Below are 26,588 nucleotides of genomic sequence, written 5' to 3'. Positions count from 1 at the left end.
TCACCTGAGTACTGCCTGGACCAGGATTGCGGATAAAAGTGCTCATTTGGCGAAAATCTCCAGCAATCGTGGCGCTATCTTGTTCAGCGGGCGAATCTCTACGGCGGCATCGATGGCCGCGGCCGCCTTCGGCATGCCGTACACCGCACTGCTGTTCTGGTCCTGAGCGATGGTCAGGTAGCCCTGTTGGCGCATGAGTTTAAGGCCCTGGGCCCCATCGCGTCCCATGCCGGTAAGCAAAACGCCCACGGCGTCGCCGGTCCAGTGATTGGCCACGCTCTCGAAAAACACATCGATGGAAGGGCGATAGATTTCGTTGACCGGTTCAGCGGTGTAGGCCAGCGTGCCGTTTTTCAACAAACGGATATGGTGATTGGTGCCGGCCAGCAGCACGCTGCCGCTTCGTGGCGGCTCGCCTTCCTGGGCCAGACGCACGTCGAGGCCGCTGGCACTGGCGAGCCATTCGGCCATGCCGGCGGCGAACACCTGGTCGACGTGTTGCACCAGTACGATGGCCGGCGTGAAATCGCGCGGCAGCCCCTTGAGCAGGACTTCCAGCGCGGCGGGACCACCGGCGGAAGAACCAATGGCGATCAGGCTCTGGCGCGACCCCGCACTGCGTGACGGTGTCGGTGCCGAACGCGGACGGCTGCCCTTCTCACCAATCAGCCAGCCGATGTTCATGATCTTGCGTAACAGCGGCGCGGCCGCTTCCTGGGGGTTGCCGGCGCCCACGGCGGGGGTGTCGACCACATCCAGCGCGCCGTGGCCCATGGCCTCGAACACCCGGTGCACGTTCTGCTGACGGTCAACGGTGACCACGACAATGGCGCAAGGGGTTTCGGCCATGATCCGCCGCGTTGCTTCAACGCCGTCCATCACCGGCATGATCAAGTCCATCAGGATCAGGTCCGGCGTATTTTCCGCGCACAAGCGCACTGCTTCGGCGCCGTTGCCGGCCACCCAGATCACCTCGTGTGCCGGTTCGAATGCCAGGGCACGGCGCAGGGCTTCCACAGCCATCGGCATGTCGTTGACGATTGCGATCCTCATGCCCGCGCTCCTCCAATGAGCTCGACCACTGCATCGAGCAGGGCGTCATCATGAAAACTGGCCTTGGCTAGATAATAGTCGGCTCCGGCATCCAGTCCACGACGGCGATCTTCCTCGCGATCCTTGTAGGACACCACCATCACCGGCAGCGATTGCAGGCGATTGTCGCGCCGCAGCAACGTGACCAGCTCGATACCGTCCATGCGCGGCATATCAATGTCCGTGATCAGCAGATCAAAATCCTCCGAACGCAAGGCGTTCCAGCCGTCCATGCCGTCAACCGCAACCGCCACGTCGTAACCGCGATTGAGCAGCAGTTTGCGCTGCAACTCTCGCACGGTCAGGGAATCGTCGACCACCAGAATGCGTTTACGCGCCGCCTCGACCAACTGATGACTGTGCCGAGCGATACGCTCAAGGCGGCCGGTATTGAGCAGTTTTTCCACCGAGCGCAGCATGTCTTCGACATCGACAATCAGCACCACCGAGCCATCGTCGAGCAAGGCGCCGGCAGAGATGTCCTGCACTTTGCCCAGTCGCTCATCCAGCGGCAAGACCACCAACGTGCGCTCGCCGATAAAACGCTCGACCGCCACGCCATAGATCGCATCGCGCTCGCGGATCACCACGACTTTCAGGGTCTGTGCGCTGTTCTGGCTGACAGGACGCTGCAGCAACTGACTGGCGGCCACCAGCCCGACATGCTGGCCTTCATGCCAGAAATGCTGGCGCCCTTCGACCTGCACGATGTCCGCCGGCTCCAGATCACACATGCGCTCGATGTGGGCCAAGGGGAACGCATAGGCCTCGTCGCCCACTTCGACCACCAGACTGCGCACCACCGACAGGGTCAGCGGCACTTCGAGGTGGAAACGGCTGCCCTCGCCCGCCGTTTGCTCCAGCACCACCGCACCACGCAACTGGCGGACCATGTGCTGCACGGCGTCCAGGCCGACGCCGCGCCCGGACACTTCGGTGACTGTGTCGCGCAGGCTGAAACCCGGCAGGAACAGGAACGTCAGCAGTTCTTCTTCGCTCAGTTGTGCGGCGGTGTCTGCGGGCGACAGTTGCCGTTCGATGATGCTGCGACGGACCTTTTCCAGATCGACGCCATGGCCGTCATCGCTCAGCTCCAGCACCAGCAGACCGGCCTGATGGGAGGCGCGCAAGCGAATCACACCTTCGGCCGGTTTGCCCGCCAACAGGCGTTGCTCCGGGGTTTCGATGCCGTGATCGACCGCGTTGCGCAACAGGTGCGTCAAGGGCGCTTCGAGCTTCTCCAGCACGTCGCGATCGACCTGGGTTTTCTCGCCTTCGATCTCCAGCCGTACCTGCTTGCCCAGGTCGCGGCCCAGGTCGCGGACCATGCGCACCTGCCCACTCAACACATCGGCAAACGGCCGCATACGACACGCCAGCGCCGTGTCGTACAACACCTGCGCACGCTGACTGGCCTGCCAGGCGAACTCATCGAGCTCGGCGTTCTTTTCCATCAGCAATTGCTGCGACTGCGCGAGCAAGCGTCGGGCATCTTCCAGCGCTTCCTGGGCTTCCAGGCTCAGGGCCTGATCCTTGAGATGGACATTGAGGCTTTCCAGGGCGCGCAGGCTGTTGCTTTGCATGCGTTTGAGCCGCTGCATGGTCGCCAGGTGCGGTTTGAGCCGCTGGGTTTCCACCAGGGATTTGCTCGACAGATCGAGCAGGCTGTTCAGGCGCTCGGCGGTGACCCGCAGCACGCGCTCGCCATTTTCGGTGGTGCGTTTGGTTTTACGCGGCGCGGGGGGCTCGACAACCGGCACCGCGACCTCAGGTTCCGGAGCCGGGGTCGGCGGCTCGGCCATCAAGGGTGTGGCAGGCGCCGTCGCGACGCTCACGGCAGCCGCCGGGTCGAGCAAGCGCGCCATCAAGGCGACATAGGCGTCGATGTCCGCCGAACCCGGCGCACCGTTCGGCGTGGCGATACGCATCAACAGATCCGTGCCTTGCAGCAGCGCGTCAATGTGCTCGGGGCTGAGCAACAAACGCCCCTCCTGAGCGCTCACCAGGCAGTCTTCCATGACGTGGGAAACACTGACCCCGGCATCGACACCGACGATCCGTGCCGCGCCCTTGAGCGAGTGCGCGGCGCGCATGCAGGATTCGAGCTGATCGGCCTGGGTCGGGTTGCGTTCAAGGGCCAACAGCCCGGCGCTCAACACCTGGGTCTGGGCTTCGGCTTCGAGGCTGAACAGCTCCAGCAGCGAGGCATCACGCATCTGGTCGGGGGTCATGTAAGGCTCCGGGTCACGGCGGACAGCAACTGTTCTTCATCCAGCCAGCGCAGGCTGCGACCCTTGTATTGCAATACCCCCCGGGTGTACCGGGCGCCGGCCTGGGCGCCTGATTGCGAAGCGGCATCGAGGATACGCTCGTCGATGGCGTGTATGCCGTCGACCTCATCCACCGGCACCACCACCGGACCGCCGTGGGCGGCGATGATCAACATGCGCGGCATGACCCGCGCCCCCGACGCCACGCTGCTGGTGGCGTCGAGGTCGAGCAGTTCCACCAGCGACAGGCAAGCCACCAGCGCACCGCGCACATTGGCGACGCCAAGCAAGGCCCGGGAACGTTGATGTGGCAGCGAGTGAATGGCTTGCAGCGGCGCCACCTCCACCAGCGTGCGCGTGGCCAGTCCCAGCCATTCTTCGCCGAGGCGAAACATCAGCAATGAACGGGTCTTGACCTCGCTTTCCAGCGCGACCGAAACCTGCGCACGATCCTCCTGCTGCAGCGCATAGCGATCGAGCAGGCGCGTGGCGGCGGCGGAATACACCGCGCAATTGCGGCAATGAATATGTTCACTGAGCAGCGGACAGGACTTGTCGCCGTGGATACCGATGCGGTTCCAGCAGTCGTCGATGGCCTGGGCGTCCCGGGTGACGCTGAAGGTGTCGGAGACGATCATCGTTTAGGCTCACTGTCGGCGGCGCGTGCGCTGCGGGCGGCACGCTCCTGCAAGCGTCTGGCACCCGTCGCGTCGCCCTGGGCCTGCAGCAGCGCTGCCAGGTGCATCAACGCGTCGGGGTGCTGCGGTTCGAGGTACAACGCCTTGCGATAGAACCCTTGGGCTTCGAAGGCATTACCGGCGACATCGCTGAGCAGGCCCAGCCAGTAGAACACCTGCGCCGCGGGTTCGTGGTTACGCAGATATTGCTCACAGGCAGCCCGGGCTTCAGCGCTCTTGCCTTCGTTGGCCAATGCCGAGATGTTCGCCAGCAGCGCGGCCGCATCGCTGCCGGAAGCCTTGGGCGACGCAGTGGTCGGCGCGGCGCTGCTAAACGGGCGGCTGCGTGCAGGTATCGCTGGCGGACTGTGCAGCGGTGGCAACACGGGTAAAGGTGCAGGCATGGACATGGGTAACGGCTCTGGCTCAGTTCCCTGGTGACTGAAGGCGAAAGACTGGGCAATACCGATCGAACGCATGCCCAGGCGCCCCAGCAAACTGCCTTCTGCCGGGCCGATAAACAGCACGCCATCGACGTGGGTCAGGCGTTTAAGTACTTCGAACACTTGCTTCTGGGTCGGCTGGTCGAAATAGATCAGCAGATTGCGGCAGAACACGAAATCGAAGGGTTGCTCACCGGCGAGCAACGCCGGGTCGAGCAGGTTACCGACGTGCAGACGCACCTGTTCAGTCACTCGCGGGTCGAGCCGATAGCCTTCGCCTTCGTTGCTGAAATGCCGGTCGCGAAAGGCAACGTCCTGCCCGCGAAATGAATTCCTGCCGTAGCGCGCGCGCCGGGCCTTTTCCACCGACAGCGGGCTGACGTCCATGGCGTCGACCTTGAACTGATGCGGCTTGAGCCCGGCATCGAGCAAGGCCATGGCAATCGAATACGGCTCTTCACCGGTGGAACACGGCAAACTGAGAATACGCAGCGCGCGCAGGTTATTGATCTGCGCCAGACGCTTGCCGGCCAGTTTCGCCAGGGTGGCGAAGGATTCCGGGTAACGGAAGAACCAGGTTTCCGGAACGATCACCGCTTCAATCAGCGCCTGCTGCTCATCCCGGGAACCCTGCAGAATCCGCCAGTACTCATCGCTACTGACCGCTTGCGAGAGGACACTGCGCTGGCGCACGGCCCGTTCGATGATTGCCGGGCCGACCGAGCTGACGTCAAGGCCGATGGTTTCCTTGAGGAAATCGAAAAAACGCTGGTCGCTGTTCATGGCTGCGCCTCGAACAGCATCAGGTCCAGGGGCGGTGAGGGATACAGCAAGGTGCGAACCCGCTCATCCAGCAGATCGCTGACGCGCACCCATTGCAGCAGTCCTTGTTCATCCTTGCGCACCGGCCCCAGGTAGGGTGCCTCGCGGTTGTCCAGGCCGTAGGGCTGAAAGTCCTTCGGATCGCAGCGCAGGGTGTCGGTGGCCTGTTCCAGAATCAGCCCAAGCAAGCGAGTCTCTGCACCCTCGTCCGGGCGGTAGTCGACCAGCACCAGTCGCGTACTGGTGCGGGCCTGTGCAGGCGTACCGAAGGTCAGTGCACTGAGGTCGATCACCGGCACCACCGCGCCGCGAAAAGCGAACACCCCGGCGACCCAGTCGGGTGCGCGCGGGATCGGCTTCAATGGCAGGCACGGCAACACTTCCGCGACCTCGGTGGCACGCAGGGCAAAACGCTCGCTGCCGATGCGAAACACCAGAAACAAGGCGTGCGCCGCCTGTTTGACGACGGCGCGTTTGGCGGTGATTTCGCTCATCAGACTTTGAATCGCGAAACGCCGCTGCGCAGCCCGACGGCCACCTGGCTCAGCTCATCGATGGCAAAACTGGCCTGGCGCAGCGACTCGACGGTCTGGCTGCTGGCATCCCCCAGTTGCACCAGCGCGTGGTTGATCTGCTCGGCGCCGGTGGCCTGGGCCTGCATGCCTTCGTTGACCATCAACACCCGCGGCGCCAGCGCCTGGACCTGGTGGATGATCTGCGACAGCTGTTCACCGACCTGCTGCACTTCGTACATGCCACGGCGCACTTCTTCGGAGAACTTGTCCATGCCCATGACCCCGGCCGACACTGCCGACTGAATCTCGCGGACCATTTGCTCGATGTCGTAGGTGGCAACGGCGGTCTGATCCGCCAGACGCCGCACTTCGGTGGCGACCACGGCAAAACCGCGACCATACTCGCCGGCCTTCTCGGCTTCGATGGCGGCGTTGAGCGACAGCAGGTTGGTCTGGTCGGCGACCTTGACGATGGTCACCACCACCTGGTTGATGTTGCCAGCCTTCTCGTTGAGGATCGCCAGCTTGGCGTTAACCAGATCCGCCGCGCCCATCACCGAATGCATGGTTTCCTCCATGCGTGCCAGGCCCTGTTGCCCGGAGCCGGCGGCAACGGAAGCCTGATCGGCGGCAGTGGACACTTCGGTCATGGTGCGCACCAGATCCCGGGAAGTCGCTGCGATTTCACGGGAAGTCGCGCCGATTTCGGTAGTGGTGGCGGCTGTTTCAGTAGCGGTCGCCTGTTGCTGCTTGGAGGTGGCGGCGATTTCAGTGACCGAAGTGGTGACCTGCACCGACGAGCGCTGGGCCTGGGACACCAGCGAAGTCAGTTCGGTCATCATGTCGTTGAAGCCGGTTTCCACTGCGCCAAACTCGTCCTTGCGCTCCAGGTTCAGGCGACCACTGAGGTCGCCGGTGCGCATGATTTCCAGAATCTTCACGATGCGGTTCATCGGCGCCATGATCGCGCGCATCAGCAGCAGACCGCAGAGACCGGCCGCCAACACTGCGATCAGCAGGGATATGCCCATGCTGATTTTTGCCGCGGCCACGGCCTCATCGATGGCGTTCATGGCGTTGTCAGCGACAACCTTGTTCTCGCCGATGATGTCATTGAGTTTCATCCGCCCGGCTGTCCACGCCGGCGTCAATTTGCTGTTGAACAGGTCAATGGCCTGGTCCGCCTGATCGCGCTGGTGCAAATCGAGCACCGCCGCCTGAATCGAGTTGTATTGCGCCACGTCCTGCTCGAACAAGGCAAATTCGCGCTTGTCCTCATCGGTGGTGACCGTGCGGGCGTAGTTGGCCATCTGCTCATGCAGGCGAGTTTCGAACGCCTTGAAGTCCGCCGCATCTTCGGCACTGATGCCCTGGCCCTTTTTCAAACCCAGCAATTCCTGGGTCTGCAGGTAACTGTCGACCCAGGCGCTGCGCACCATCGAGCTGTAGTACACGCCGGGCACGGCGTCGTCGCGCACGCTGGTTTCACTGGCTTCGATCTTCAGCAACCGTGAATACGAGACGACCACCATCAGCAGCATAATGGCGATAATTACCGCAAAGCTCGCCAAAATGCGTTGGCGCAACGTCCAGTTCTTCACAGTCAGTCCTCGGGGCTTGTTTCGAAATGCGGGGAGTATAGCCGAGGGCGGTGTTTCATTTATAAGACGGTTGCAGCAATGCCCGGCTCTGGACTGGGACTTTCCGTCAGCTGAGGCAGCAGTAGCCAGTGGCGATTGTGCAGAAACAGACCGTGAATTGGCCGTTGAGGTGGGGCGAGGTGGAAAATGTCATCGTCGGATCGCCGCCGGGAGACATTCTCGCTCCCACATTGATACCTGTAGGAGCGAGCTTGCTCGCGATTGCGGCCTTGGGATTTACAGCGAAGCCTGGCGAACCTGCTTCTCCAGCTCCGCCTTCAGCCCCGGCTCCAGCCTGAGCTGGCGCGCCAGTTCATCCAGATAGGACTTCTCCATAAAGCTTTCCTCATCCACCAGCATCACACTGGCGATGTACATCTCGGCAGCCATTTCCGGGGTGCGGGCAGCGCGGGCGACGTCAGCGGGGTCCAGTGGCTTGTTGAGTTCGGCGTGCAGCCAGTGCTGCAACTCTTCGTCGTTGTCGAGCTTGCGGAACTCACCTTCGATCAGGTTGCGTTCGCGCTCGTCGATGTGACCGTCAGCCTTGGCGGCGGCCACCAACGCTTTGAGAATCGCCTGGCTGTGCTGCTCGACTTGCACCGGCGGCAAGCGGTCGAGGGTTTGCGGCTCGCCTTTCGCAGCGCCAGCTTGCTGGGCCTGCCAGTTGCCGTAGGCTTTGTAGGCCAGCACACCCAAGGCCGCGAGCCCACCGTAGACCGCAACCTTGCCACCGACCTTGCGCGCCTTTTTGTTGCCGATCAGCAAGCCCATGGCCCCCGCCGCCAACGCACCTCCACCCGCCCCCGAAAGCAAACTGCCAAGGCCACCGGCACTGCCGCTCGATCCTTTGTGCGGCGTCGCACCCGCCTTTTTCTGCAACAGGTCCTGGCCGGACTTGAGTAGTTGGTCGAGCAATCCACGGGTGTTCATGTTGCGTCTCCACAAAAGGTTTAACCGGCCACCAGCCTAGATCGAAAGTGCCCGCGCCTGACCTACAAGAGTGCTTCCGGATGTTGCTCAGCAGAGGTGGGTTCACCTTGAAATGCGCGGCCTTGAGCTACCCATCGGAAAAAAAGATATACACTGCAACAAATTGATAAAAACAGCCCACCGGGTATTTTCAACATGATGACCTTGCGTCAGATCCGTCATTTCATCGCCGTGGCCGAGACCGGCTCGATCTCCGCCGCCGCACAGAACGCCTTTATTTCCCAGTCGACCCTGACCCTGGCGATCCAGCAACTGGAAGAGGAAATCGGCGTCAGCCTGTTCAACCGCCACGCCAAGGGTATGACCCTGACCCACCAGGGGCATCAGTTCCTGCGTCAGGCGCACCTGATCCTGGCCACCGTGGACAACGCCAAGCGCAGCCTGCAACAGAGCACTGACCAGGTCGCCGGGCAGTTGATCGTCGGCGTGACCAGCCTGGTGGCCGGTTATTACCTGGCCGACCTGCTCACCCGCTTCCAGCGCGCCTACCCCAATGTGGAAATCCGCGTGATGGAGGACGAGCGCCCCTACATCGAGCATTTGCTGGTCAGCGGCGAGATCGATGTCGGCGTGCTGATCCTGTCCAACCTCGAAGACCGCCACGCCCTGCAAACCGAAGTGCTGACCCACTCGCCCCACCGGATCTGGCTGCCAGCCCAGCATCCACTGCTGGAACACGACAGCATCAACCTCGCCGATGTCGCCCGCGAACCATTGATTCAACTGAACGTCGATGAAATGGACCGCAATGCCCAGCGCATGTGGTCGGCGGCCTCCCTGCAACCACACATCACCCTCCGCACCGCGTCGACCGAAGCCGTGCGAAGTCTGGTTGCCGCCGGCCTTGGCGTATCGATCCAGCCTGACATGACCTACCGCCCCTGGTCCCTGGAGGGCGACATTATTGAAGCGCGGACCATTGCCGACCTCAGCCAGACCCTCGATGTCGGCCTGGCCTGGCGTCGCGGCACCGCGCGCCCGGCGCTGGTGGACCCATTCCTGACCGTGGCACGCGAACAACCCCACGGCGGGCGAAAGCCATCTATTTAATCGAACGCCACCTTCAGTATTTAGTATTTGTCGACCTCGGGGCCGCGCACTAGTCTTGTCGCATCTATATAAGACGGCCGAGCCCCAGTCACAGGGAGCATCATGGCCACACAAGAAAAGAGAACCCGTAAAATGGCTGGCGCGCAAACCCCGTTGTTCACCGCTTTGTTGATCGATGGTGAATTAGTCGCCGGGCAAGGTTGCGTCGAACCCATTCTCAACCCCGCCACCGGCGAAGTCCTGACGCAGATCGCCGAAGCCAGCACCGAGCAGGTCGAAGCGGCCATCCTCGCCGCCCATCGCGCCTTTGCCGGCTGGTCACGGACCACCCCGCAGCAACGCTCGAACCTGCTGCTGGACATCGCCAATGCCATCGAAAAAAACGCTGATCTGCTCGCCCGTCTCGAATCCTTGAATTGCGGCAAACCCCTGCACCTGGCCCGCCAGGATGACCTGAGCGCCACGGTCGATGTGTTCCGCTTCTTCGCCGGTGCCGTGCGTTGCCAGACCGGACAACTGAGCGGCGAATACCTGCCGGGCTACACCAGCATGGTCCGTCGCGACCCTATCGGCGTGGTGGCGTCCATCGCACCGTGGAACTACCCGATCATGATGGCCGCGTGGAAAATCGCCCCGGCCCTCGCCGCCGGCAACACCCTGGTGTTCAAGCCGTCGGAACACACGCCGCTGTCAATCCTCGCCCTGGCGCCTGCGCTGGCTGAAATCCTCCCGCGCGGCGTGATCAACATTGTCTGTGGCGGCGGTGAAGGCGTTGGCAGCCATCTGGTCAGCCATCCGAAAATCCGTATGGTGTCGCTGACCGGCGATATCGTCACCGGCCAGAAAATCCTCCAGGCCGCGTCCAAGACCCTCAAACGCACCCACCTCGAACTCGGCGGCAAAGCCCCGGTGATCGTCTGCAACGATGCCGACATCCAGGCCGTGGTCGAGGGTGTGCGCAGCTACGGCTATTACAACGCCGGCCAGGATTGCACGGCGGCTTGCCGCATCTACGCCCAGGCCGGCATTCACGACCGCCTGGTGGCCGAACTGGGCGCCGCCGTCAGCAGCATTCGCTTTGCCGGCAAACGTGACGCCGACAATGAAATCGGCCCGCTGATCAGCACCCGCCAGCGTGACCGTGTGGCCAGCTTTGTCGAACGGGCCCTCGGTCAGCCACACATCGAGCGCGTCACCGGTGCGGCGGTGCATTCCGGCGCCGGTTTCTATTACCAGCCAACCCTGCTGGCCGGCTGCAAGCAGAGCGATGAAATCGTCCAGCGCGAAGTGTTCGGCCCGGTGGTGACCGTGACCCGTTTTGAAGAACTCGAACAGGCGGTGGACTGGACCAACGATTCGGAATACGGCCTGGCTTCGTCGGTGTGGACGCAGAACCTCGACAAGGCCATGCAGGTTGCCGCACGTTTGCAGTACGGCTGCACCTGGATCAACAGCCATTTCATGCTGGTCAGCGAAATGCCCCACGGCGGCCTGAAGCGCTCGGGCTACGGCAAGGATCTGTCCAGTGATTCGCTGCAGGACTACAGCGTGGTGCGCCACATCATGGCCCGCCACGGGCAACAACTCTGACTACGCTAATAACAAGCCGCTGACGGCATGCTTCACCGGTTCAAAACACTGCCCCGACCATAACTAAAGAAGAGGGAATTCCCATGTTCGTGCACAAGACCGCACTGCTCAGTGCAATCACCACCGCGCTGCTGGCCAGCGCCGCTGTTCAGGCCGCCGAGCCACTCAAAGCTGTCGGGGCGGGCGAAGGCCAACTGGACATTGTGGCCTGGCCTGGCTACATCGAGCGTGGCGAGAGCGACAAGGCCTACGACTGGGTCACCGGTTTTGAAAAGGAAACCGGCTGCAAGGTTAACGTCAAGACCGCCGCCACTTCCGATGAAATGGTCAGCCTGATGGCCAAGGGCGGTTACGACCTGGTCACTGCCTCGGGCGATGCGTCCCTGCGCCTGATCGTTGGCAAGCGTGTGCAGCCGATCAACACCGCGTTGATCCCGAACTGGAAAAACATCGACCCGCGCCTCAAGGATGCGCCGTGGTACGTGGTCAACAAGCAGACCTACGGCACCCCGTACCAGTGGGGCCCGAACGTGCTGATGTACAACACCAACGTATTCAAGACCGCGCCGACCAGCTGGAACGTGGTGTTCGATGCGCAGAACCTGCCTGACGGCAAGCCGAACAAGGGTCGCGTGCAGGCCTACGACGGCCCGATCTACATCGCCGACGCGGCGCTGTACCTGAAGACCACCAAGCCTGAACTGGGCATCCAGAACCCGTACGAACTGACCGAAGCCCAGTACAAGGCCGTCCTCGATCTGCTGCGCGCCCAACAGCCGCTGATCCACCGCTACTGGCATGACACCACGGTACAGATGAGCGACTTCAAAAACGAAGGCGTGGTGGCCTCCGGTGCCTGGCCGTATCAGGTCAACGGCCTGATGAACGACAAGCAGCCGATCGCTTCGACCATTCCGAAAGAAGGCGCCACCGGCTGGGCCGACACCACCATGATGCACACCGAGGCCAAGCACCCGAACTGCGCCTACAAGTGGATGGACTGGTCGCTGCAACCGAAGGTCCAGGGTGACGTGGCGGCGTGGTTCGGCTCGTTGCCGGCAGTACCGGCGGCGTGCAAGGAGAGCGAACTGCTCGGCGCCGAAGGCTGCAAGACCAACGGTTTCGACCAGTTCGACAAGATCGCCTTCTGGAAAACCCCGCAGGCTGAAGGCGGCAAGTTCGTGCCGTACAGCCGCTGGACCCAGGATTACATCGCGATCATGGGCGGCCGCTGACACACCGTGTGGCGAGGGAGCTTGCTCCCGCTGGGTGGCGAAGCCGCCCCAAAACCAGTCAATGCGGTCTGTCAGCTAAACCGCATCAACCCTTTTTGGGAGTGCTGCGCACTCCAACGGGAGCAAGCTCCCTCGCCACAAAAGTACTTTGATTCAGTTTTTTCAGAAGTCCAGGCAGGGCCGCTGCGACGGCCTTCGCCTATTTGGAGCACCGCACCATGACGCTTGCAGTCCAATTCACCAACGTTTCCCGTCAGTTCGGCGAAGTGAAGGCCGTAGACCGGGTTTCCATCGACATCCAGGACGGCGAGTTCTTCTCCATGCTGGGGCCTTCCGGCTCGGGCAAGACCACCTGTTTGCGCCTGATCGCCGGTTTTGAACAACCGAGCGCAGGCTCCATCCGAATCCATGGCGAGGAGGCCGCCGGCCTGCCGCCGTACCAGCGCGACGTGAACACCGTGTTCCAGGATTACGCGCTGTTCCCGCACATGAACGTGCGTGACAACGTCGCCTACGGCCTGAAGGTCAAGGGCGTCGGCAAGGCCGAACGCCTCAAACGCGCCGAAGAAGCCCTCGACATGGTTGCCCTCGGCGGCTACGGCGACCGCAAGCCGGTGCAACTGTCCGGCGGCCAGCGCCAGCGTGTGGCCCTGGCCCGCGCCCTGGTCAATCGTCCTCGCGTACTGCTGCTCGACGAACCCCTCGGCGCCCTCGACCTGAAGCTGCGCGAGCAAATGCAGAGCGAGCTGAAGAAGCTGCAACGCCAGCTCGGCATCACCTTCATTTTCGTCACCCACGACCAGACCGAAGCGCTGTCGATGTCCGACCGCGTAGCGGTATTCAACAAAGGCCGCATCGAACAGGTCGACAGCCCGCGCAACCTGTACATGAAACCGGCCACCACCTTCGTCGCGGAGTTCGTCGGCACCTCCAACGTGATCCGCGGTGACCTGGCCAAACAACTCAGCGGCGTCGCGCAGCCATTCTCGATCCGCCCGGAACACGTGCGTTTTGCCGAAGGCCCGCTGGCCAGCCACGAAATCGAAGTCAGCGGATTGCTGCACGACATCCAGTACCAGGGCAGCGCCACCCGCTACGAACTGAAGCTGGAAAACGGCCAGACCCTGAACATCAGCAAGTCCAACAATCAGTGGCTGGACACCACCGCACAACATCAGACCGGGCAGCGCATCACCGCCCGCTGGGCGCGTGAAGCCATGATCCCGTTGCACGACACCGTTGCGAGCGGGGTGTGAGATGAACACCTTGGCTATCTCTCAAACCCTGGCCGGAGGCTCGCCGCTGCGCCGGTTTTCCAACCTGCTGTATCGCCGACCCAACCTGTACCTGTCGATGCTGCTGGTGCCGCCGCTGATCTGGTTCGGCGCCATCTACCTGGGCTCGTTGCTGACCCTGTTGTGGCAAGGCTTCTACACCTTCGACGACTTCACCATGGCGGTCACCCCGGACCTGACCCTGGCGAACTTCGCGGCGCTGTTCCAGCCGTCCAACTTCGACATCATCCTGCGTACCCTGAGCATGGCGATTGTCGTGTCGATCGCCAGCGCCATCGTTGCGTTTCCGATTGCCTACTACATGGCGCGCTACACCACCGGCAAGACCAAGGCGTTTTTCTACATCGCGGTGATGATGCCGATGTGGGCCAGCTACATCGTCAAGGCCTACGCCTGGACCCTACTGCTGGCCAAGGGCGGCGTGGCGCAGTGGTTCGTGCAGCACCTGGGGCTGGAACCAGCCCTGCAATTCGTACTGGGCATTCCGGGCGTGGGCGGCAGCACCCTGTCGACCTCGCACCTGGGTCGCTTCATGGTGTTCGTCTACATCTGGCTGCCGTTCATGATCCTGCCGATCCAGGCCTCCCTGGAACGCCTGCCGCCATCGTTGCTGCAAGCTTCGGCCGACCTCGGCGCCAAGCCGCGCCAGACCTTCATGCAGGTGATTCTGCCGCTGTCGGTCCCGGGCATTGCCGCAGGTTCGATCTTCACCTTCTCGCTGACCCTGGGCGACTTCATCGTGCCGCAACTGGTCGGCCCGCCCGGCTACTTCGTCGGCAGCATGGTCTACGCCCAGCAAGGGGCGATCGGCAACATGCCAATGGCCGCCGCTTTCACCCTGGTGCCGATCGTGCTGATCGCCATCTACCTGTCCATCGTCAAACGTCTGGGGGCCTTCGATGCACTCTGAGAAAGCCTCAATTGGCCTGAAAATCGCTGCCTGGGGCGGGTTGGTGTTCCTGCACTTCCCGATCCTGATCATCTTCATGTACGCCTTCAACACCGAAGACGCGGCGTTCAGCTTTCCACCCAAGGGTTTCACCCTGAAGTGGTTCAGCGTGGCGTTCTCGCGGCCGGACGTGCTCGAAGCGATCAAGCTGTCGTTGCAGATCGCCTCGATTGCCACGCTGATCGCCATGGTGCTCGGCACGCTGGCATCGGCGGCGCTGTATCGGCGTGATTTCTTCGGCAAGCAGGGCATCTCGCTGATGCTGATCCTGCCGATCGCGCTGCCAGGGATCATCACCGGGATCGCGTTGCTGGCAACCTTCAAGACGCTGGGGATCGAGCCGGGGATGTTCACCATCATCGTCGGTCACGCGACCTTCTGCGTGGTGATCGTCTACAACAACGTTATCGCCCGCCTGCGCCGTACCTCCCACAGTCTGATCGAGGCGTCGATGGACCTCGGTGCCGACGGCTGGCAGACCTTCCGCTACATCATCCTGCCGAACCTCGGCTCGGCGTTGCTGGCTGGTGGCATGTTGGCCTTCGCGCTGTCGTTCGACGAAATCATCGTCACCACCTTCACCGCCGGCCATGAACGCACCCTGCCGCTGTGGCTGCTCAACCAGCTCAGCCGCCCACGGGACGTGCCGGTGACCAACGTCGTCGCGATGCTGGTAATGATGGTGACCATGCTGCCGATCCTTGGCGCCTATTACCTGACCCGTGGCGGCGAAAGCGTTGCGGGCAGTGGTGGGAAGTAACGAACAACCAATTACCCACTGAAGGAACCGAATCCAGTGTGGGAGAGAGCTTGTCTCCGGGCGGAGATCCGACGATGAGGCCATCACATTCAAGATTGATGTTGGCTGACACAGCGCTTTCGCGAGCAAGCTCGCTCCCACATTAGGGACGGTTTCTTCAGGGAAATAACAACAGTTCCGAAGAGGACACATGACATGCAAACCAAGCTCCTGATCAACGGCCAACTGGTCACCGGCGAAGGTCCGGCCCAGGCGGTGTTCAACCCTTCGCTGGGCCGTGTGCTGGTGGAAATCAACGAGGCCAGCGAGGCCCAGGTCGATGCCGCCGTGCGCGCTGCCGACGCCGCCTTCGACAGCTGGTCGCTGACCCCGCCGAAAGAGCGTTCGCTGTTGCTGCTCAAACTCGCCGATGCCATCGAAGCCCACGGCGAAGAACTGGCCAAGCTCGAATCGGACAACTGCGGCAAGCCGCTCAGCGCCGCGCTGAACGATGAGATCCCGGCGATTGCCGACGTGTTCCGTTTCTTCGCCGGCGCCAGCCGTTGCATGAGCGGTTCGGCCGGTGGCGAGTACCTGCCGGGTCACACTTCGATGATCCGCCGCGACCCGGTGGGCGTGATCGCTTCCATCGCGCCGTGGAACTACCCGCTGATGATGGTCGCCTGGAAAATCGCCCCGGCCCTCGCCGCCGGCAACACCGTGGTGCTCAAGCCGTCGGAACAGACGCCGCTGACCGCCCTGCGCCTGGCCCAACTGGCCGCAGAGATCTTCCCGGCCGGCGTGCTCAACCTGGTCTTCGGCCGTGGCCCGAGCGTCGGCAGCCCGCTGGTGACCCACCCGAAAGTGCGCATGGTGTCGCTGACCGGCTCGATCGCCACCGGCTCGAACATCATTTCCAGCACCGCCGACAGCGTCAAACGCATGCACATGGAACTGGGCGGCAAGGCCCCGGTGATTATCTTCGACGACGCCGACATCGACGCCGCCGTCGAAGGCATCCGCACCTTCGGTTTCTACAACGCCGGCCAGGACTGCACCGCCGCCTGCCGCATCTACGCCCAGGCCGGCATCTACGAGAAATTCGTCGAGAAGCTTGGCGCAGCCGTCAGCAGCATCAAGTACGGCTTGCAGGATGATCCGTCGACCGAACTCGGCCCGCTGATCACCGCGCAGCACCGTGACCGCGTCGCCGGCTTCGTCGAGCGCGCCATCGCCCAGCCGCACATTCGCCTGGTCACCGGCGGCAAGGCCGTGGACGGCAACGGTTTCTTCTTCGAACCAACGGTGCTGGCGGATGCGCAGCAGGACGACGAGATCGTCCGTCGCGAAGTGTTCGGGCCGGTGGTCTCGGTCACGAAGTTCAGCGATGAGGCACAGGTGCTGGGCTGGGCCAACGATTCCGACTACGGCCTGGCCTCCTCCGTATGGACCGCCGACGTTGGCCGCGCCCATCGCCTGTCGGCCCGCTTGCAGTACGGCTGCACCTGGGTCAACACGCACTTCATGCTGGTCAGCGAAATGCCCCACGGCGGCCAGAAGCTGTCCGGGTACGGCAAGGACATGTCGATGTACGGGCTGGAGGACTACACCGTGGTTCGCCATGTGATGTTCAAGCACTAAAAAAAGCATCGCCTGTAGGAGCGAGCTCGCTCGCGATGGACGTCAACGATGACGCGGGAAATTTGATGCCCCGCGCTGTCCTCGGGTTTTTCGCGAGCATGCTCGCTCCTACAACGATGGCGTCACCGCAAGACTCAAGGAAGAAACCGGCACCCAGCACCACCAGGCTCCAAACCAAAGAAGACACAACAATAACCACCGATCCGGGCAGCGCCGCCAAGGCCCCGCCACGGTGTCGGACATCCGAAATCTGCCGATTTTCCGGAGCACATTCACATGAGTGCATCACCCGATCTCTCTGCAATCGCTGCCGACAGCGACGCCGAACAGTTGCGCAAGCTGGGTTACACCTCCAACTTCAATCGCAGCATGAGCCTGTGGGAAAACTTCGCCCTGGGCTTCACCTACCTCTCCCCGGTCGTCGGGGTCTACACCCTGTTCGGCCTGTGCCTCGCGGCAGGCGGGCCACCGATGTTCTGGGCCTACCTGCTGGTGGGTTGCGGTCAACTGCTGGTGTGCCTGATCTTCGGCGAAGTGGTTTCACAGTTCCCGATTTCCGGCGGCGTCTACCCATGGGCCCGTCGCCTGGTGGGCAAGCGCTGGGCGTGGATGGTCGGCTGGATCTACTCCATCGCCCTGTGCGTGACCATCGCCGCGGTTGCCGTTGGTGCCGGTCCTTACCTGGCCGCCATGCTCGGCTTTGAACCGAGCAACAACACCAACATCGTGATTGCCCTGGTGCTGACGCTGTTCGCCACCCTGGTCAACCTCAGCGGTACCAAAGTGCTGGCGCGCATCGCCATGTTCGGCTTCCTCTGCGAACTGGTCGGCGCAGTGATCGTCGGCGTCTACTTGCTGATCTTCGAACGCCACCAGCCGCTCAGCGTGCTGTTCAACACCTTCGACATCAGCGTCAACGGCTCCTACCTGCCGGCCTTCCTCACCGCCTCGCTGGCGGGGATGTTCCTGTACTACGGCTTCGAAGCCTGCGGCGACGTGGCTGAAGAAACGCCGAACCCGAGCAAGAAGATTCCGGTGGCCATGCGCATGACCATCTACATCGGTGGTATCGCGGCGATGTTCGCCTGCCTCGCGCTGATCCTCGCCGTACCGGATATGCAAGCGGTTATCAACGGCACCGACAAGGACCCGGTCACCACCATCCTCAGCAACGCCTTCGGCCCGGTGGGCTCGAAAGTGGTCATGGGCGTGGTAATGATTTCCTTCATCTCCTGCGTGATCAGCCTGCAGGCAGCGGCCAGCCGTCTGCTGTACTCCTACGCCCGTGACGAAATGGTCATCGGCAGCAAACTGCTGAAAAAGATTTCGCCTACCACTCAGGTTCCGGTGGCTGCACTGTTCGTCTCCGGCGTCCTGCCGGCGTTGATCATCATCCTCGGCTTCTTCCTGCAAGACGCGGTGGCGACCATCGTCAGCTTCGCGGCGATCGGCATTTACCTGGCCTTCCAGATGATCGTCCTGGCGGCGCTGTACGCCCGTATCAAAGGCTGGAAACCCAGTGGCAAATTCACCCTCGGCGCCTGGGGCTGGCTGGTGAACATCGGTGCGCTGGCCTACGGTATCGGTGCAATCATCAACATGGCCTGGCCACGCACGCCTGATGCTGCGTGGTACATCAACTATGCCATGGTCCTGAGCACCGCCATCGTCATCGGCCTGGGCCTGCTCTACATGTGGATCGCCAAGCCCTATGACCACGGCACCGCCCCTGCTGGCGATGCCTGGAAAGTCAGCCGGTAACGGCATTCGCCCCGGTGCCGTTGTGGCACCGGGGCGACCTGAAAAAAAACCAACAAGGATTGAACATGGATATCACCCGCCGCGACTTTCTCAACGGCGTCGCTGTCACCATTGCTGCCGGCATGACCCCTCTGCAACTTCTCCAGGCCGCCCCTGACGGGCGCTACTACCCACCGGCATTGACCGGCCTGCGTGGTAGCCACGTCGGCTCGTTCGAAATCGCCCACCAGTTGGGCTGGGAGAAGAAGGTCTTCGATACCGACAAGCTGCCGATCAGCGAAGAATACGACCTGGTGGTGGTCGGCGGCGGCCTCAGCGGGTTGTCCGCTGCCTGGTTCTACCGCGAGAAACATCCGCAAGCGCGCATCCTGATTCTGGAAAACCACGACGACTTCGGCGGTCACGCCAAGCGTAACGAATTCTCAGCCGGTGGACGCATGATCCTCGGCTATGGCGGCAGTGAGGCCTTCCAGTCGCCGAACCATCTGTACAGCAAGGAAGTGAACGGCCTGCTGAAGAAGCTCGGGGTGAACATCAAACGCTTCGAGACTGCCTTCGATCGCCAGTTCTATCCTGGCCTGGGCCTGTCCCGCGCGGTGTTCTTCGACAAGGAAAACTTCGGCGAGGACAAACTGGTCACCGGCGACCCGACGCCGATGGTGGCCGACGACATCGCCCCCGATCAGCTGCACGCCCGCTCGATCCCGGACTTCATCAATGACTTCCCGTTGCCCCAAGCCGACCGCGACGCGTTGATTGCGCTGCATGTGGCACCGAAAGACTATCTCGCGGGCAAGTCCCTCGAAGAAAAGACCGCACACCTGGAAGCCACCAGCTACCAGGACTTCCTGCTCAAGGACGTCGGCCTGTCGGCGCAAGCGGTGAAGTACTTCCAGAGTCGCACCAATGACTTCATGGCCCTGAGCATCGATGCGGTCGCGGCAGCCGATGCCTACTCGGTGGGTTTCCCCGGCTTCAGCGCAATGAACCTGGAGCCGATCAGCGAAGAAGCCCAGGCGGAAATGGAAGAGCCCTACATCTACCACTTCCCCGACGGCAACGCTTCGCTGGCGCGCCTGCTGGTGCGCAGCCTGATCCCGGGCGTGGCACCGGGGCACACCATGGACGATATCGTCCTGGCGCCCTTCGACTACGCCAAGCTCGACCAGGCCAAGACCCCGGTGCGCATTCGCCTGAACAGCACCGCCGTCAGCGTGCGCAACGTCGGTACCGGCGTGAACGTCGGCTACAGCCGTGGCGGCCAGCTCAGCCAGGTGCGCGGCAAGCACTGCATCATGGCTTGCTACAACATGATCATCCCGTACCTGCTGCGCGACCTCTCCGCCGAGCAGTCCCATGCGCTGAGCCAGAACGTGAAGTACCCGCTGGTCTACACCAAGGTGGTGATCCGCAACTGGCAGTCGTTCCAGAAACTCGGCGTACACGAAATCTATGCCGCGACCCAGCCTTACAGCCGGATCAAACTCGACTACCCGGTGAGCATGGGTGGCTACGAGCACCCGAAAGACCCGACGCAGCCCATCGGCCTGCACATGGTCTACGTGCCCACCAGCCCGAACAGCGGCATGAACGCCCGCGACCAGGCCCGCGCCGGTCGTGGCCGCTTGTACGGCCAGACCTTCGAGCAACTGGAAGCGCAACTGCGTGACCAGCTGCAACGCATGCTCGGCCCGGGCGGTTTCAACCATCAAACCGACATCCTCGCCATCACCGTCAACCGCTGGTCCCACGGCTACGCCGGTTTCTCCAACAGCCTGTACGACGACGCCGACGAAAGCGAAAAACTGATGAACCTGGCACGTCAGCCCGTAGGGCGCGTGAGCATCGCCAACTCTGACGCAGCGTGGAGTGCTTATGCCCATGCGGCGATTGATGAGGCGTACCGGGCGGTAGGGGAAGTGGGTTAAGCCCCTCTGATAACCCTGCCGGGTCCGCCACGACCGGATAAGGGTATTGCAGTGAACATGGGTTTTCAGTCGCGGCCACCACGCCGCGACTGAATCGCCCTCTTCTTCAAAATCTCGAAACACTCCTCATCGCATCCACCAGATAGCGCATCGCTATCCGATCGTTCTCCGACAACTCCCGGTAGCGCTCCACCAGTTTCATCTCCTCGTTATTGAGCCGGCGCCTTCGCCGTCCACTGCTCAGGCACGGAAAGATCCCTAACATCTCGGTAATGCTCTGTACTTTCGACATGGACGATGTCCTTCTCTAAACGTCAAAGAAACTGCAAAAAAACCCATCGCCCTCCTCACTTTTCAGCCGCCATCTGGTGTCGGCTGAATCGCACCAGCCTTTCGGGCGCAGACCGGTCATGCACACAGAATAGGAATATTCCCGGCGCTGAAAAGTGGTTTTTAGAGTAATTAGTCAAAAAAAGCAGAAATGCCCTCAAATTCAGAAAAGCCTGTGGGAAATGTTCATCGACATGTCTTGTTTCATTGCCAAGCTAGCGTGGTGCCATCAATCAATTTTGCTCGCCAAGCGAACCGTTTAAGCTATTCGGCATCTGTTTAAAGTCCGTTGCGTTTGGCCGAAGGCATGTCCGAACCGATATTTCTGATCCAGCACGCGCCAGGAACGGCGCGGGATTGTTAACGACAGGTTGTATTTATGCACCGCAGGAATTTGCTCAAGGCCTCCATGGCTATCGCTGCCTACACCGGTTTGTCTGCCACCGGCCTGTTGGCCTCCCGCGCCTGGGCTGCCGCAGGCACCGCCGATGGCGAGGCCACAGCATTCGACTTTGAAGCGCTGAAGCTTCAGGCCAAGCAACTGGCCAGCAACCGCTACCAGGACACCAAACAGGTATTGCCGCCGACCCTGGCGAGCATGACACCGCAGAACTTCAACGCGATTCGCTATGACGGCAACCATTCGCTGTGGAACGACTTGAACGGTCAGCTGGATGTGCAGTTTTTCCACGTCGGCATGGGTTTCAAGCAGCCGGTACGCATGTACAGCGTCGACCCCAAGACCCGCATGGCGCGCGAGGTACATTTCCGTCCGTCGCTGTTCAACTATGAAAACACCACGGTCGACACCAAACAGTTGGGCGGCGACCTGGGCTTCTCCGGGTTCAAGCTGTTCAAGGCACCTGAACTGGACAAGCACGACGTGGTGTCCTTCCTTGGCGCCAGTTACTTTCGCGCGGTGGACGCCACCGGCCAGTACGGTCTGTCTGCCCGCGGCCTGGCCATCGACACCTACGCGAAAAAGCGCGAAGAATTCCCCGACTTCACCAAGTTCTGGTTCGAAACGCCGGGCAAGGACAGTACGCGTTTTGTCGTGTACGCCCTGCTCGACTCGCCAAGCGCCACCGGCGCCTACCGCTTCGACATCGACTGCCAGGCCGAACGTGTGGTGATGGAAGTCGATGCCCACGTCAACGCGCGTACCGCCATCGATCAATTGGGCATCGCGCCGATGACCAGCATGTTCAGTTGCGGCACCCACGAACGCCGCATGTGCGACACCATTCACCCGCAGATCCACGACTCCGATCGCCTGGCGATGTGGCGTGGCAACGGCGAGTGGATCTGCCGTCCGCTGAACAACCCGGCCACCCTGCAATTCAATGCCTTCGCCGACAACGATCCAAAAGGTTTCGGCCTGGTGCAGACCGACCATGAATTCGCCAGTTATCAGGACACTGTGGACTGGTACAGCCGCCGGCCGAGCCTGTGGGTCGAACCCACGACTGCGTGGGGCGAAGGTTCGGTGGACTTGCTGGAGATCCCGACCACCGGCGAGACCATGGACAACATCGTCGCCTTCTGGACGCCGAAGAAGCCGGTAGCCGCCGGCGACTCGCTGAACTACGGCTACAAACTCTACTGGAGCGCCTTGCCACCGGTCGGCACGCCATTGGCTCGGGTCAACGCGACCCGTTCAGGCATGGGCGGCTTCACTGAAGGCTGGGCACCGGGCGAACACTATCCGCCAGTCTGGGCGCGACGCTTTGCCGTGGACTTCACCGGAGGCGGCCTCGACCGCTTGCCTGAAGGCACAGGCATCGAACCGGTGGTCACCTGCTCGAACGGCAAGGTCCAGGACTTCAGCATCCTCAAGCTCGATGACATCAAGGGCTACCGCATCCTGTTCGACTGGTACCCGACCAATGACAGCGTGGAGCCGGTGGAGCTGCGCCTGTTCATTCGCACCCATGACCGTACCCTGAGTGAAACCTGGTTGTACCAGTACTTCCCGCCGGCACCGGACAAGCGCAAATACCCCTGACAGGGGGTTGCACCGCAGCACCATTCGGTTTTCCGAACGCGACCTGCAGGTCGGTTCGGATAACCGGATGATCCAGGGTAAAAAAACGCGCCATAAAAACTTAATCCCCTTATAAATCAATGCTTTGATCATTATCGACTGGTCTGGCACGAGTCATGCTCTACACTTCTTCGACGGATGCCCTGCGCTCACTCGCAACAGTGTTCAGGCATTTGCAGCACAAAAGGGCCGATCAACTGGCTCCATAAAAAAAACAATGTCGAGGAAAATTTGATGCGCATCGTTCCCCATATCCTGGGCGCAGCCATTGCTGCCGCTCTGATCAGCACACCAGTTTTCGCTGCCGAGCTCACCGGCACCCTTAAGAAGATCAACGACTCGGGCACCATCACCCTCGGGCACCGTGACAGCTCCATTCCGTTTTCCTACATCGCCGATGCTTCGGGTAAACCGGTGGGCTACTCCCACGACATTCAGGTCGCCATCGTCGAGGCCCTGAAAAAGGACCTGAACAAGCCCGACCTGAACGCCAAGTACAACCTGGTCACCTCGCAAACCCGTATCCCACTGGTGCAGAACGGCACCGTCGATATCGAGTGCGGTTCCACCACCAATAACGCCGAACGCGCCCAGCAAGTCGACTTCACCGTCAACATCTTCGAAATCGGCACCCGCCTGCTGGTCAAGAAAGACAAGGAAGGCAAGCCGTCCTACAACGACTTTGCCGACCTCAAAGGCAAGAACGTCGTGACCACCGCCGGCACCACCTCCGAGCGCATCCTCAAGGCCATGAACGCCGACAAGCAGATGGGCATGAACGTCATTTCCGCCAAAGACCACGGCGAGTCCTTCCAGATGCTGGAAAGCGGCCGTGCCGTTGCGTTCATGATGGATGACGCCCTGCTGGCCGGTGAAGAAGCCAAGGCCAAGAAGCCGGACGACTGGGTCATCACCGGTACTCCACAGTCCTTTGAAGCCTATGCGTGCATGGTTCGTAAAGACGACCCGGCCTTCAAGAAAGCGGTGGATGACGCCATCGTCGCGCTCTACAAATCCGGCGAGATCAACAAGATCTACAGCAAGTGGTTCGAGAGCCCGATCCCGCCAAAAGGTCTGAACCTGAACTTCCCGATGAGCGAAAAGGTTAAAGAGCTGATCGCCAATCCGAGCGACAAGCCTGCACCAGACGTAAAGATCTGACACTGATCTAACCTTATAGCCTGAGGGAGCCAATCCTCCCTCGGGTGACAGTTAATACCTGCTGGTTTCAACTGGAACACTCGACTTGGTGGTTTTCGAGCCGATCGCGTGTGCCTGGCGTTCAACGCCAGACGGGAACGGATCTTCCCCAGGCGGGCACTTGTACATCGATCGAATCGAGGGGAGACCCTAATGAATTACAACTGGGACTGGGGCGTGTTCTTCAAGTCCACCGGCGTGGGCAGCGAGACCTATCTCGACTGGTTCATTTCCGGATTGGGCTGGACCATTGCCATCGCCGTCGTGGCCTGGATCATTGCCCTGACACTGGGCTCGATCCTGGGCGTCATGCGCACCGTACCGAACCGCATCGTGTCGGGGATCGCGACCTGCTACGTCGAACTCTTCCGTAACGTGCCACTGCTGGTGCAGCTGTTCATCTGGTACTTCCTGGTGCCCGACCTGCTGCCGGAAAACCTGCAGGTATGGTTCAAGCAAGACCTGAACCCGACCACCTCCGCGTTCATCAGCGTGGTGGTCTGCCTCGGCCTGTTCACCACCGCGCGTGTCTGCGAACAGGTGCGCACCGGCATTCAGGCCCTGCCCAAGGGCCAGGAGTCCGCAGCGCGCGCCATGGGCTTCAAGCTGCCGCAGATCTATTGGAACGTCCTGCTGCCCCAGGCTTACCGGATCATCATTCCGCCGCTGACCTCGGAATTCCTCAACGTCTTCAAGAACTCCTCCGTGGCGTCGCTGATCGGCCTGATGGAGCTGCTCGCGCAGACCAAGCAGACTGCCGAATTCTCCGCGAACCTGTTCGAGGCCTTCACCCTGGCCACGCTGATCTACTTCACCCTGAACATGAGCCTGATGTTGCTGATGCGCCTGGTCGAGAAGAAAGTCGCCGTACCGGGCCTGATCTCCGCAGGGGGTAAATAATGGAATTCGATTTCTCGGGCATCATCCCGTCCCTGCCGGGCCTGTGGAACGGCATGGTCATGACCCTCAAGCTGATGGCCATGGGCGTGGTTGGCGGGATCATCCTCGGCACCATCCTCGCGCTGTGCCGTCTGTCCCACAACAAACTGCTGTCGAACCTGGCCGGCGCCTACGTCAACTATTTCCGCTCGATCCCGCTGCTGCTGGTGATCACCTGGTTCTACCTGGCGGTGCCGTTCGTGCTGCGCTGGATCACCGGCGAAGACACCCCGATCGGTGCATTCGCCTCATGCATCGTCGCCTTCATGATGTTCGAAGCGGCGTACTTCTGCGAAATCGTTCGTGCCGGTGTGCAGTCGATTCCCAAGGGCCAGATGGGCGCCGCCCAGGCCCTGGGCATGACCTACGGCCAGATGATGCGCCTGATCATCCTGCCGCAGGCATTCCGCAAGATGACCCCGCTGTTGCTGCAACAGAGCATCATCCTGTTCCAGGACACCTCGCTGGTCTACGCGGTCGGCCTGGTCGACTTCCTCAACGCTTCGCGTGCCAGTGGCGACATCATTGGCCGCTCCAATGAGTTCCTGGTGTTCGCCGGTCTCGTGTACTTCATCATCAGCTTTGCCGCCTCGCAGCTGGTCAAGCGTCTGCAAAAAAGGTTCGCCGTATGATCTCTATCAAAAGCATCAACAAGTGGTATGGGGACTTCCAGGTACTGACTGATTGCAGCACCGAGGTGAAGAAAGGCGAAGTGATCGTGGTGTGCGGGCCATCCGGTTCCGGCAAGTCGACCCTGATCAAGTGCGTCAATGCCCTGGAGCCGTTCCAGAAGGGTGACATCGTGGTCGACGGCACCTCCATCGCCGACCCGAAGACCAACCTGCCAAAACTGCGTTCGCGGGTGGGCATGGTGTTCCAGCACTTCGAACTGTTTCCGCACCTGACCATCACCGAGAACCTGACCATCGCGCAGATCAAGGTGCTGGGTCGCAGCAAGGAAGAAGCCACCAAAAAAGGCCTGCAATTGCTCGAGCGTGTGGGCCTCTCTGCCCACGCCCACAAGCATCCGGGTCAGCTTTCCGGTGGTCAGCAGCAGCGTGTGGCGATCGCCCGCGCCCTGGCCATGGACCCGATCGTCATGCTGTTCGACGAACCGACCTCGGCCCTCGACCCGGAAATGGTCAACGAAGTGCTCGACGTGATGGTGCAACTGGCCCACGAAGGCATGACCATGATGTGCGTGACCCACGAAATGGGCTTCGCCCGTAAAGTGGCCGACCGGGTGATCTTCATGGATGCGGGCAAGATCATCGAGGACTGCCCGAAAGAGGAGTTCTTCGGCGATATCAGCCACCGTGCCGAGCGTACGCAGCACTTCCTCAACAAAATCCTGCAGCACTAAGCACACTGGGTAATAGCCCACAGCCGCACCGTCCTCCTGTGGGAGCGAGCCTGCTCGCGATAGCGGACTGACAGT

The 26,588-nt window shown here is 61.6% G+C and carries 22 protein-coding genes; 14 read left to right on the top strand and 8 right to left on the bottom strand.

Annotation, left to right across the window (positions count from 1 at the left end; all coding sequences use genetic code 11):
- Positions 1 to 42 precede the first annotated feature (42 nt).
- The 7 genes from cheB to EIY72_RS25045 form a co-directional block, all read right to left on the bottom strand.
- On the bottom strand, positions 43 to 1,053 hold the full coding sequence (gene cheB / locus EIY72_RS25075; protein WP_093214729.1) for a chemotaxis response regulator protein-glutamate methylesterase: 1,011 nt from the start codon (positions 1,051 to 1,053) through the stop codon (positions 43 to 45).
- Positions 1,050 to 3,323, bottom strand: a complete 2,274-nt coding sequence (locus EIY72_RS25070; protein WP_093214723.1) for a hybrid sensor histidine kinase/response regulator — start codon at positions 3,321 to 3,323, stop codon at positions 1,050 to 1,052. Before EIY72_RS25070 ends, cheB begins: the two co-directional genes overlap by 4 nt.
- Entirely contained in the window at positions 3,320 to 4,000 is a 681-nt protein-coding gene (locus tag EIY72_RS25065; protein WP_093214720.1) for a chemotaxis protein CheW, read from the bottom strand. The genes EIY72_RS25070 and EIY72_RS25065 overlap by 4 nt, the downstream gene beginning before the upstream one ends.
- Positions 3,997 to 5,265 carry a CheR family methyltransferase gene (locus EIY72_RS25060; RefSeq protein ID WP_093214717.1) on the bottom strand — a complete coding sequence of 423 codons (1,269 nt, stop codon included), beginning with the start codon at positions 5,263 to 5,265 and terminating at the stop codon, positions 3,997 to 3,999. The genes EIY72_RS25065 and EIY72_RS25060 overlap by 4 nt, the downstream gene beginning before the upstream one ends.
- Positions 5,262 to 5,798: a chemotaxis protein CheW gene (locus EIY72_RS25055; RefSeq protein WP_093214712.1), complete on the bottom strand. Its 537-nt coding sequence runs from the start codon at positions 5,796 to 5,798 to the stop codon at positions 5,262 to 5,264. The genes EIY72_RS25060 and EIY72_RS25055 overlap by 4 nt, the downstream gene beginning before the upstream one ends.
- On the bottom strand, positions 5,798 to 7,420 hold the full coding sequence (locus EIY72_RS25050; protein ID WP_093214707.1) for a methyl-accepting chemotaxis protein: 1,623 nt from the start codon (positions 7,418 to 7,420) through the stop codon (positions 5,798 to 5,800). Before EIY72_RS25050 ends, EIY72_RS25055 begins: the two co-directional genes overlap by 1 nt.
- A gap of 276 nt (positions 7,421 to 7,696) precedes the next feature.
- Complete coding sequence (locus tag EIY72_RS25045) at positions 7,697 to 8,389, bottom strand: tellurite resistance TerB family protein (protein ID WP_093214703.1); 693 nt, start codon at positions 8,387 to 8,389, stop codon at positions 7,697 to 7,699.
- Positions 8,390 to 8,584: 195 nt separating this feature from the next.
- On the opposite strand from EIY72_RS25045, the gene EIY72_RS25040 reads away from it, so the two are divergent.
- From EIY72_RS25040 to EIY72_RS24995, 9 genes are all read left to right on the top strand, one after another.
- Positions 8,585 to 9,499: a LysR family transcriptional regulator gene (locus tag EIY72_RS25040; RefSeq protein ID WP_093214699.1), complete on the top strand. Its 915-nt coding sequence runs from the start codon at positions 8,585 to 8,587 to the stop codon at positions 9,497 to 9,499.
- Positions 9,500 to 9,601: 102 nt separating this feature from the next.
- Positions 9,602 to 11,089 (top strand): gamma-aminobutyraldehyde dehydrogenase, encoded by a 1,488-nt coding sequence (locus EIY72_RS25035; RefSeq protein ID WP_093214695.1) that lies wholly within the window; start codon positions 9,602 to 9,604, stop codon positions 11,087 to 11,089.
- A gap of 83 nt (positions 11,090 to 11,172) precedes the next feature.
- A complete protein-coding gene (ydcS, locus tag EIY72_RS25030; protein ID WP_093214691.1) occupies positions 11,173 to 12,324 on the top strand; it encodes a putative ABC transporter substrate-binding protein YdcS in 1,152 nt (383 codons plus the stop codon).
- Positions 12,325 to 12,542: 218 nt separating this feature from the next.
- The gene (locus EIY72_RS25020) at positions 12,543 to 13,580 is read left to right on the top strand and encodes an ABC transporter ATP-binding protein (protein WP_093214686.1); all 1,038 of its coding nucleotides are present in this window, start codon (positions 12,543 to 12,545) and stop codon (positions 13,578 to 13,580) included.
- A gap of 1 nt (position 13,581) precedes the next feature.
- Positions 13,582 to 14,529, top strand: coding sequence for an ABC transporter permease (locus EIY72_RS25015; protein ID WP_093214681.1), 948 nt, complete (start codon positions 13,582 to 13,584; stop codon positions 14,527 to 14,529).
- Positions 14,519 to 15,328, top strand: coding sequence for an ABC transporter permease (locus tag EIY72_RS25010; protein ID WP_093214678.1), 810 nt, complete (start codon positions 14,519 to 14,521; stop codon positions 15,326 to 15,328). The genes EIY72_RS25015 and EIY72_RS25010 overlap by 11 nt, the downstream gene beginning before the upstream one ends.
- A gap of 195 nt (positions 15,329 to 15,523) precedes the next feature.
- Positions 15,524 to 16,948 carry a gamma-aminobutyraldehyde dehydrogenase gene (locus tag EIY72_RS25005; RefSeq protein WP_093214675.1) on the top strand — a complete coding sequence of 475 codons (1,425 nt, stop codon included), beginning with the start codon at positions 15,524 to 15,526 and terminating at the stop codon, positions 16,946 to 16,948.
- A gap of 276 nt (positions 16,949 to 17,224) precedes the next feature.
- Positions 17,225 to 18,709 (top strand): APC family permease, encoded by a 1,485-nt coding sequence (locus EIY72_RS25000; protein WP_093214672.1) that lies wholly within the window; start codon positions 17,225 to 17,227, stop codon positions 18,707 to 18,709.
- A gap of 65 nt (positions 18,710 to 18,774) precedes the next feature.
- On the top strand, positions 18,775 to 20,637 hold the full coding sequence (locus tag EIY72_RS24995) for an NAD(P)-binding protein (RefSeq protein WP_093214669.1): 1,863 nt from the start codon (positions 18,775 to 18,777) through the stop codon (positions 20,635 to 20,637).
- Between the two features lie 106 nt (positions 20,638 to 20,743).
- On the opposite strand, the gene EIY72_RS24990 is transcribed toward EIY72_RS24995, so the two are convergent.
- Positions 20,744 to 20,929 (bottom strand): hypothetical protein, encoded by a 186-nt coding sequence (locus tag EIY72_RS24990; RefSeq protein WP_093214666.1) that lies wholly within the window; start codon positions 20,927 to 20,929, stop codon positions 20,744 to 20,746.
- Between the two features lie 417 nt (positions 20,930 to 21,346).
- Between EIY72_RS24990 and EIY72_RS24985 the strand changes: the two genes are divergently transcribed.
- From EIY72_RS24985 to EIY72_RS24965, 5 genes are all read left to right on the top strand, one after another.
- Positions 21,347 to 22,972, top strand: a complete 1,626-nt coding sequence (locus tag EIY72_RS24985; RefSeq protein ID WP_093214663.1) for a glucan biosynthesis protein D — start codon at positions 21,347 to 21,349, stop codon at positions 22,970 to 22,972.
- Positions 22,973 to 23,245: 273 nt separating this feature from the next.
- A complete protein-coding gene (locus tag EIY72_RS24980) occupies positions 23,246 to 24,172 on the top strand; it encodes a glutamate/aspartate ABC transporter substrate-binding protein (RefSeq protein WP_093214660.1) in 927 nt (308 codons plus the stop codon).
- Positions 24,173 to 24,364: 192 nt separating this feature from the next.
- The gene (locus EIY72_RS24975; RefSeq protein ID WP_093214657.1) at positions 24,365 to 25,111 is read left to right on the top strand and encodes an amino acid ABC transporter permease; all 747 of its coding nucleotides are present in this window, start codon (positions 24,365 to 24,367) and stop codon (positions 25,109 to 25,111) included.
- A complete protein-coding gene (locus EIY72_RS24970) occupies positions 25,111 to 25,782 on the top strand; it encodes an amino acid ABC transporter permease (RefSeq protein WP_093214654.1) in 672 nt (223 codons plus the stop codon). Before EIY72_RS24975 ends, EIY72_RS24970 begins: the two co-directional genes overlap by 1 nt.
- Positions 25,779 to 26,513 (top strand): amino acid ABC transporter ATP-binding protein, encoded by a 735-nt coding sequence (locus tag EIY72_RS24965; protein WP_093214651.1) that lies wholly within the window; start codon positions 25,779 to 25,781, stop codon positions 26,511 to 26,513. The genes EIY72_RS24970 and EIY72_RS24965 overlap by 4 nt, the downstream gene beginning before the upstream one ends.
- Positions 26,514 to 26,588 lie beyond the last annotated feature (75 nt).

The sequence above is a fragment of the Pseudomonas vancouverensis genome (genome assembly GCF_004348895.1).
GTDB lineage: Bacteria > Pseudomonadota > Gammaproteobacteria > Pseudomonadales > Pseudomonadaceae > Aquipseudomonas > Aquipseudomonas vancouverensis.
The sequence above is the reverse complement of the archived record's forward strand: the minus strand, read 5'-3'. Positions and strand labels throughout refer to the sequence as shown.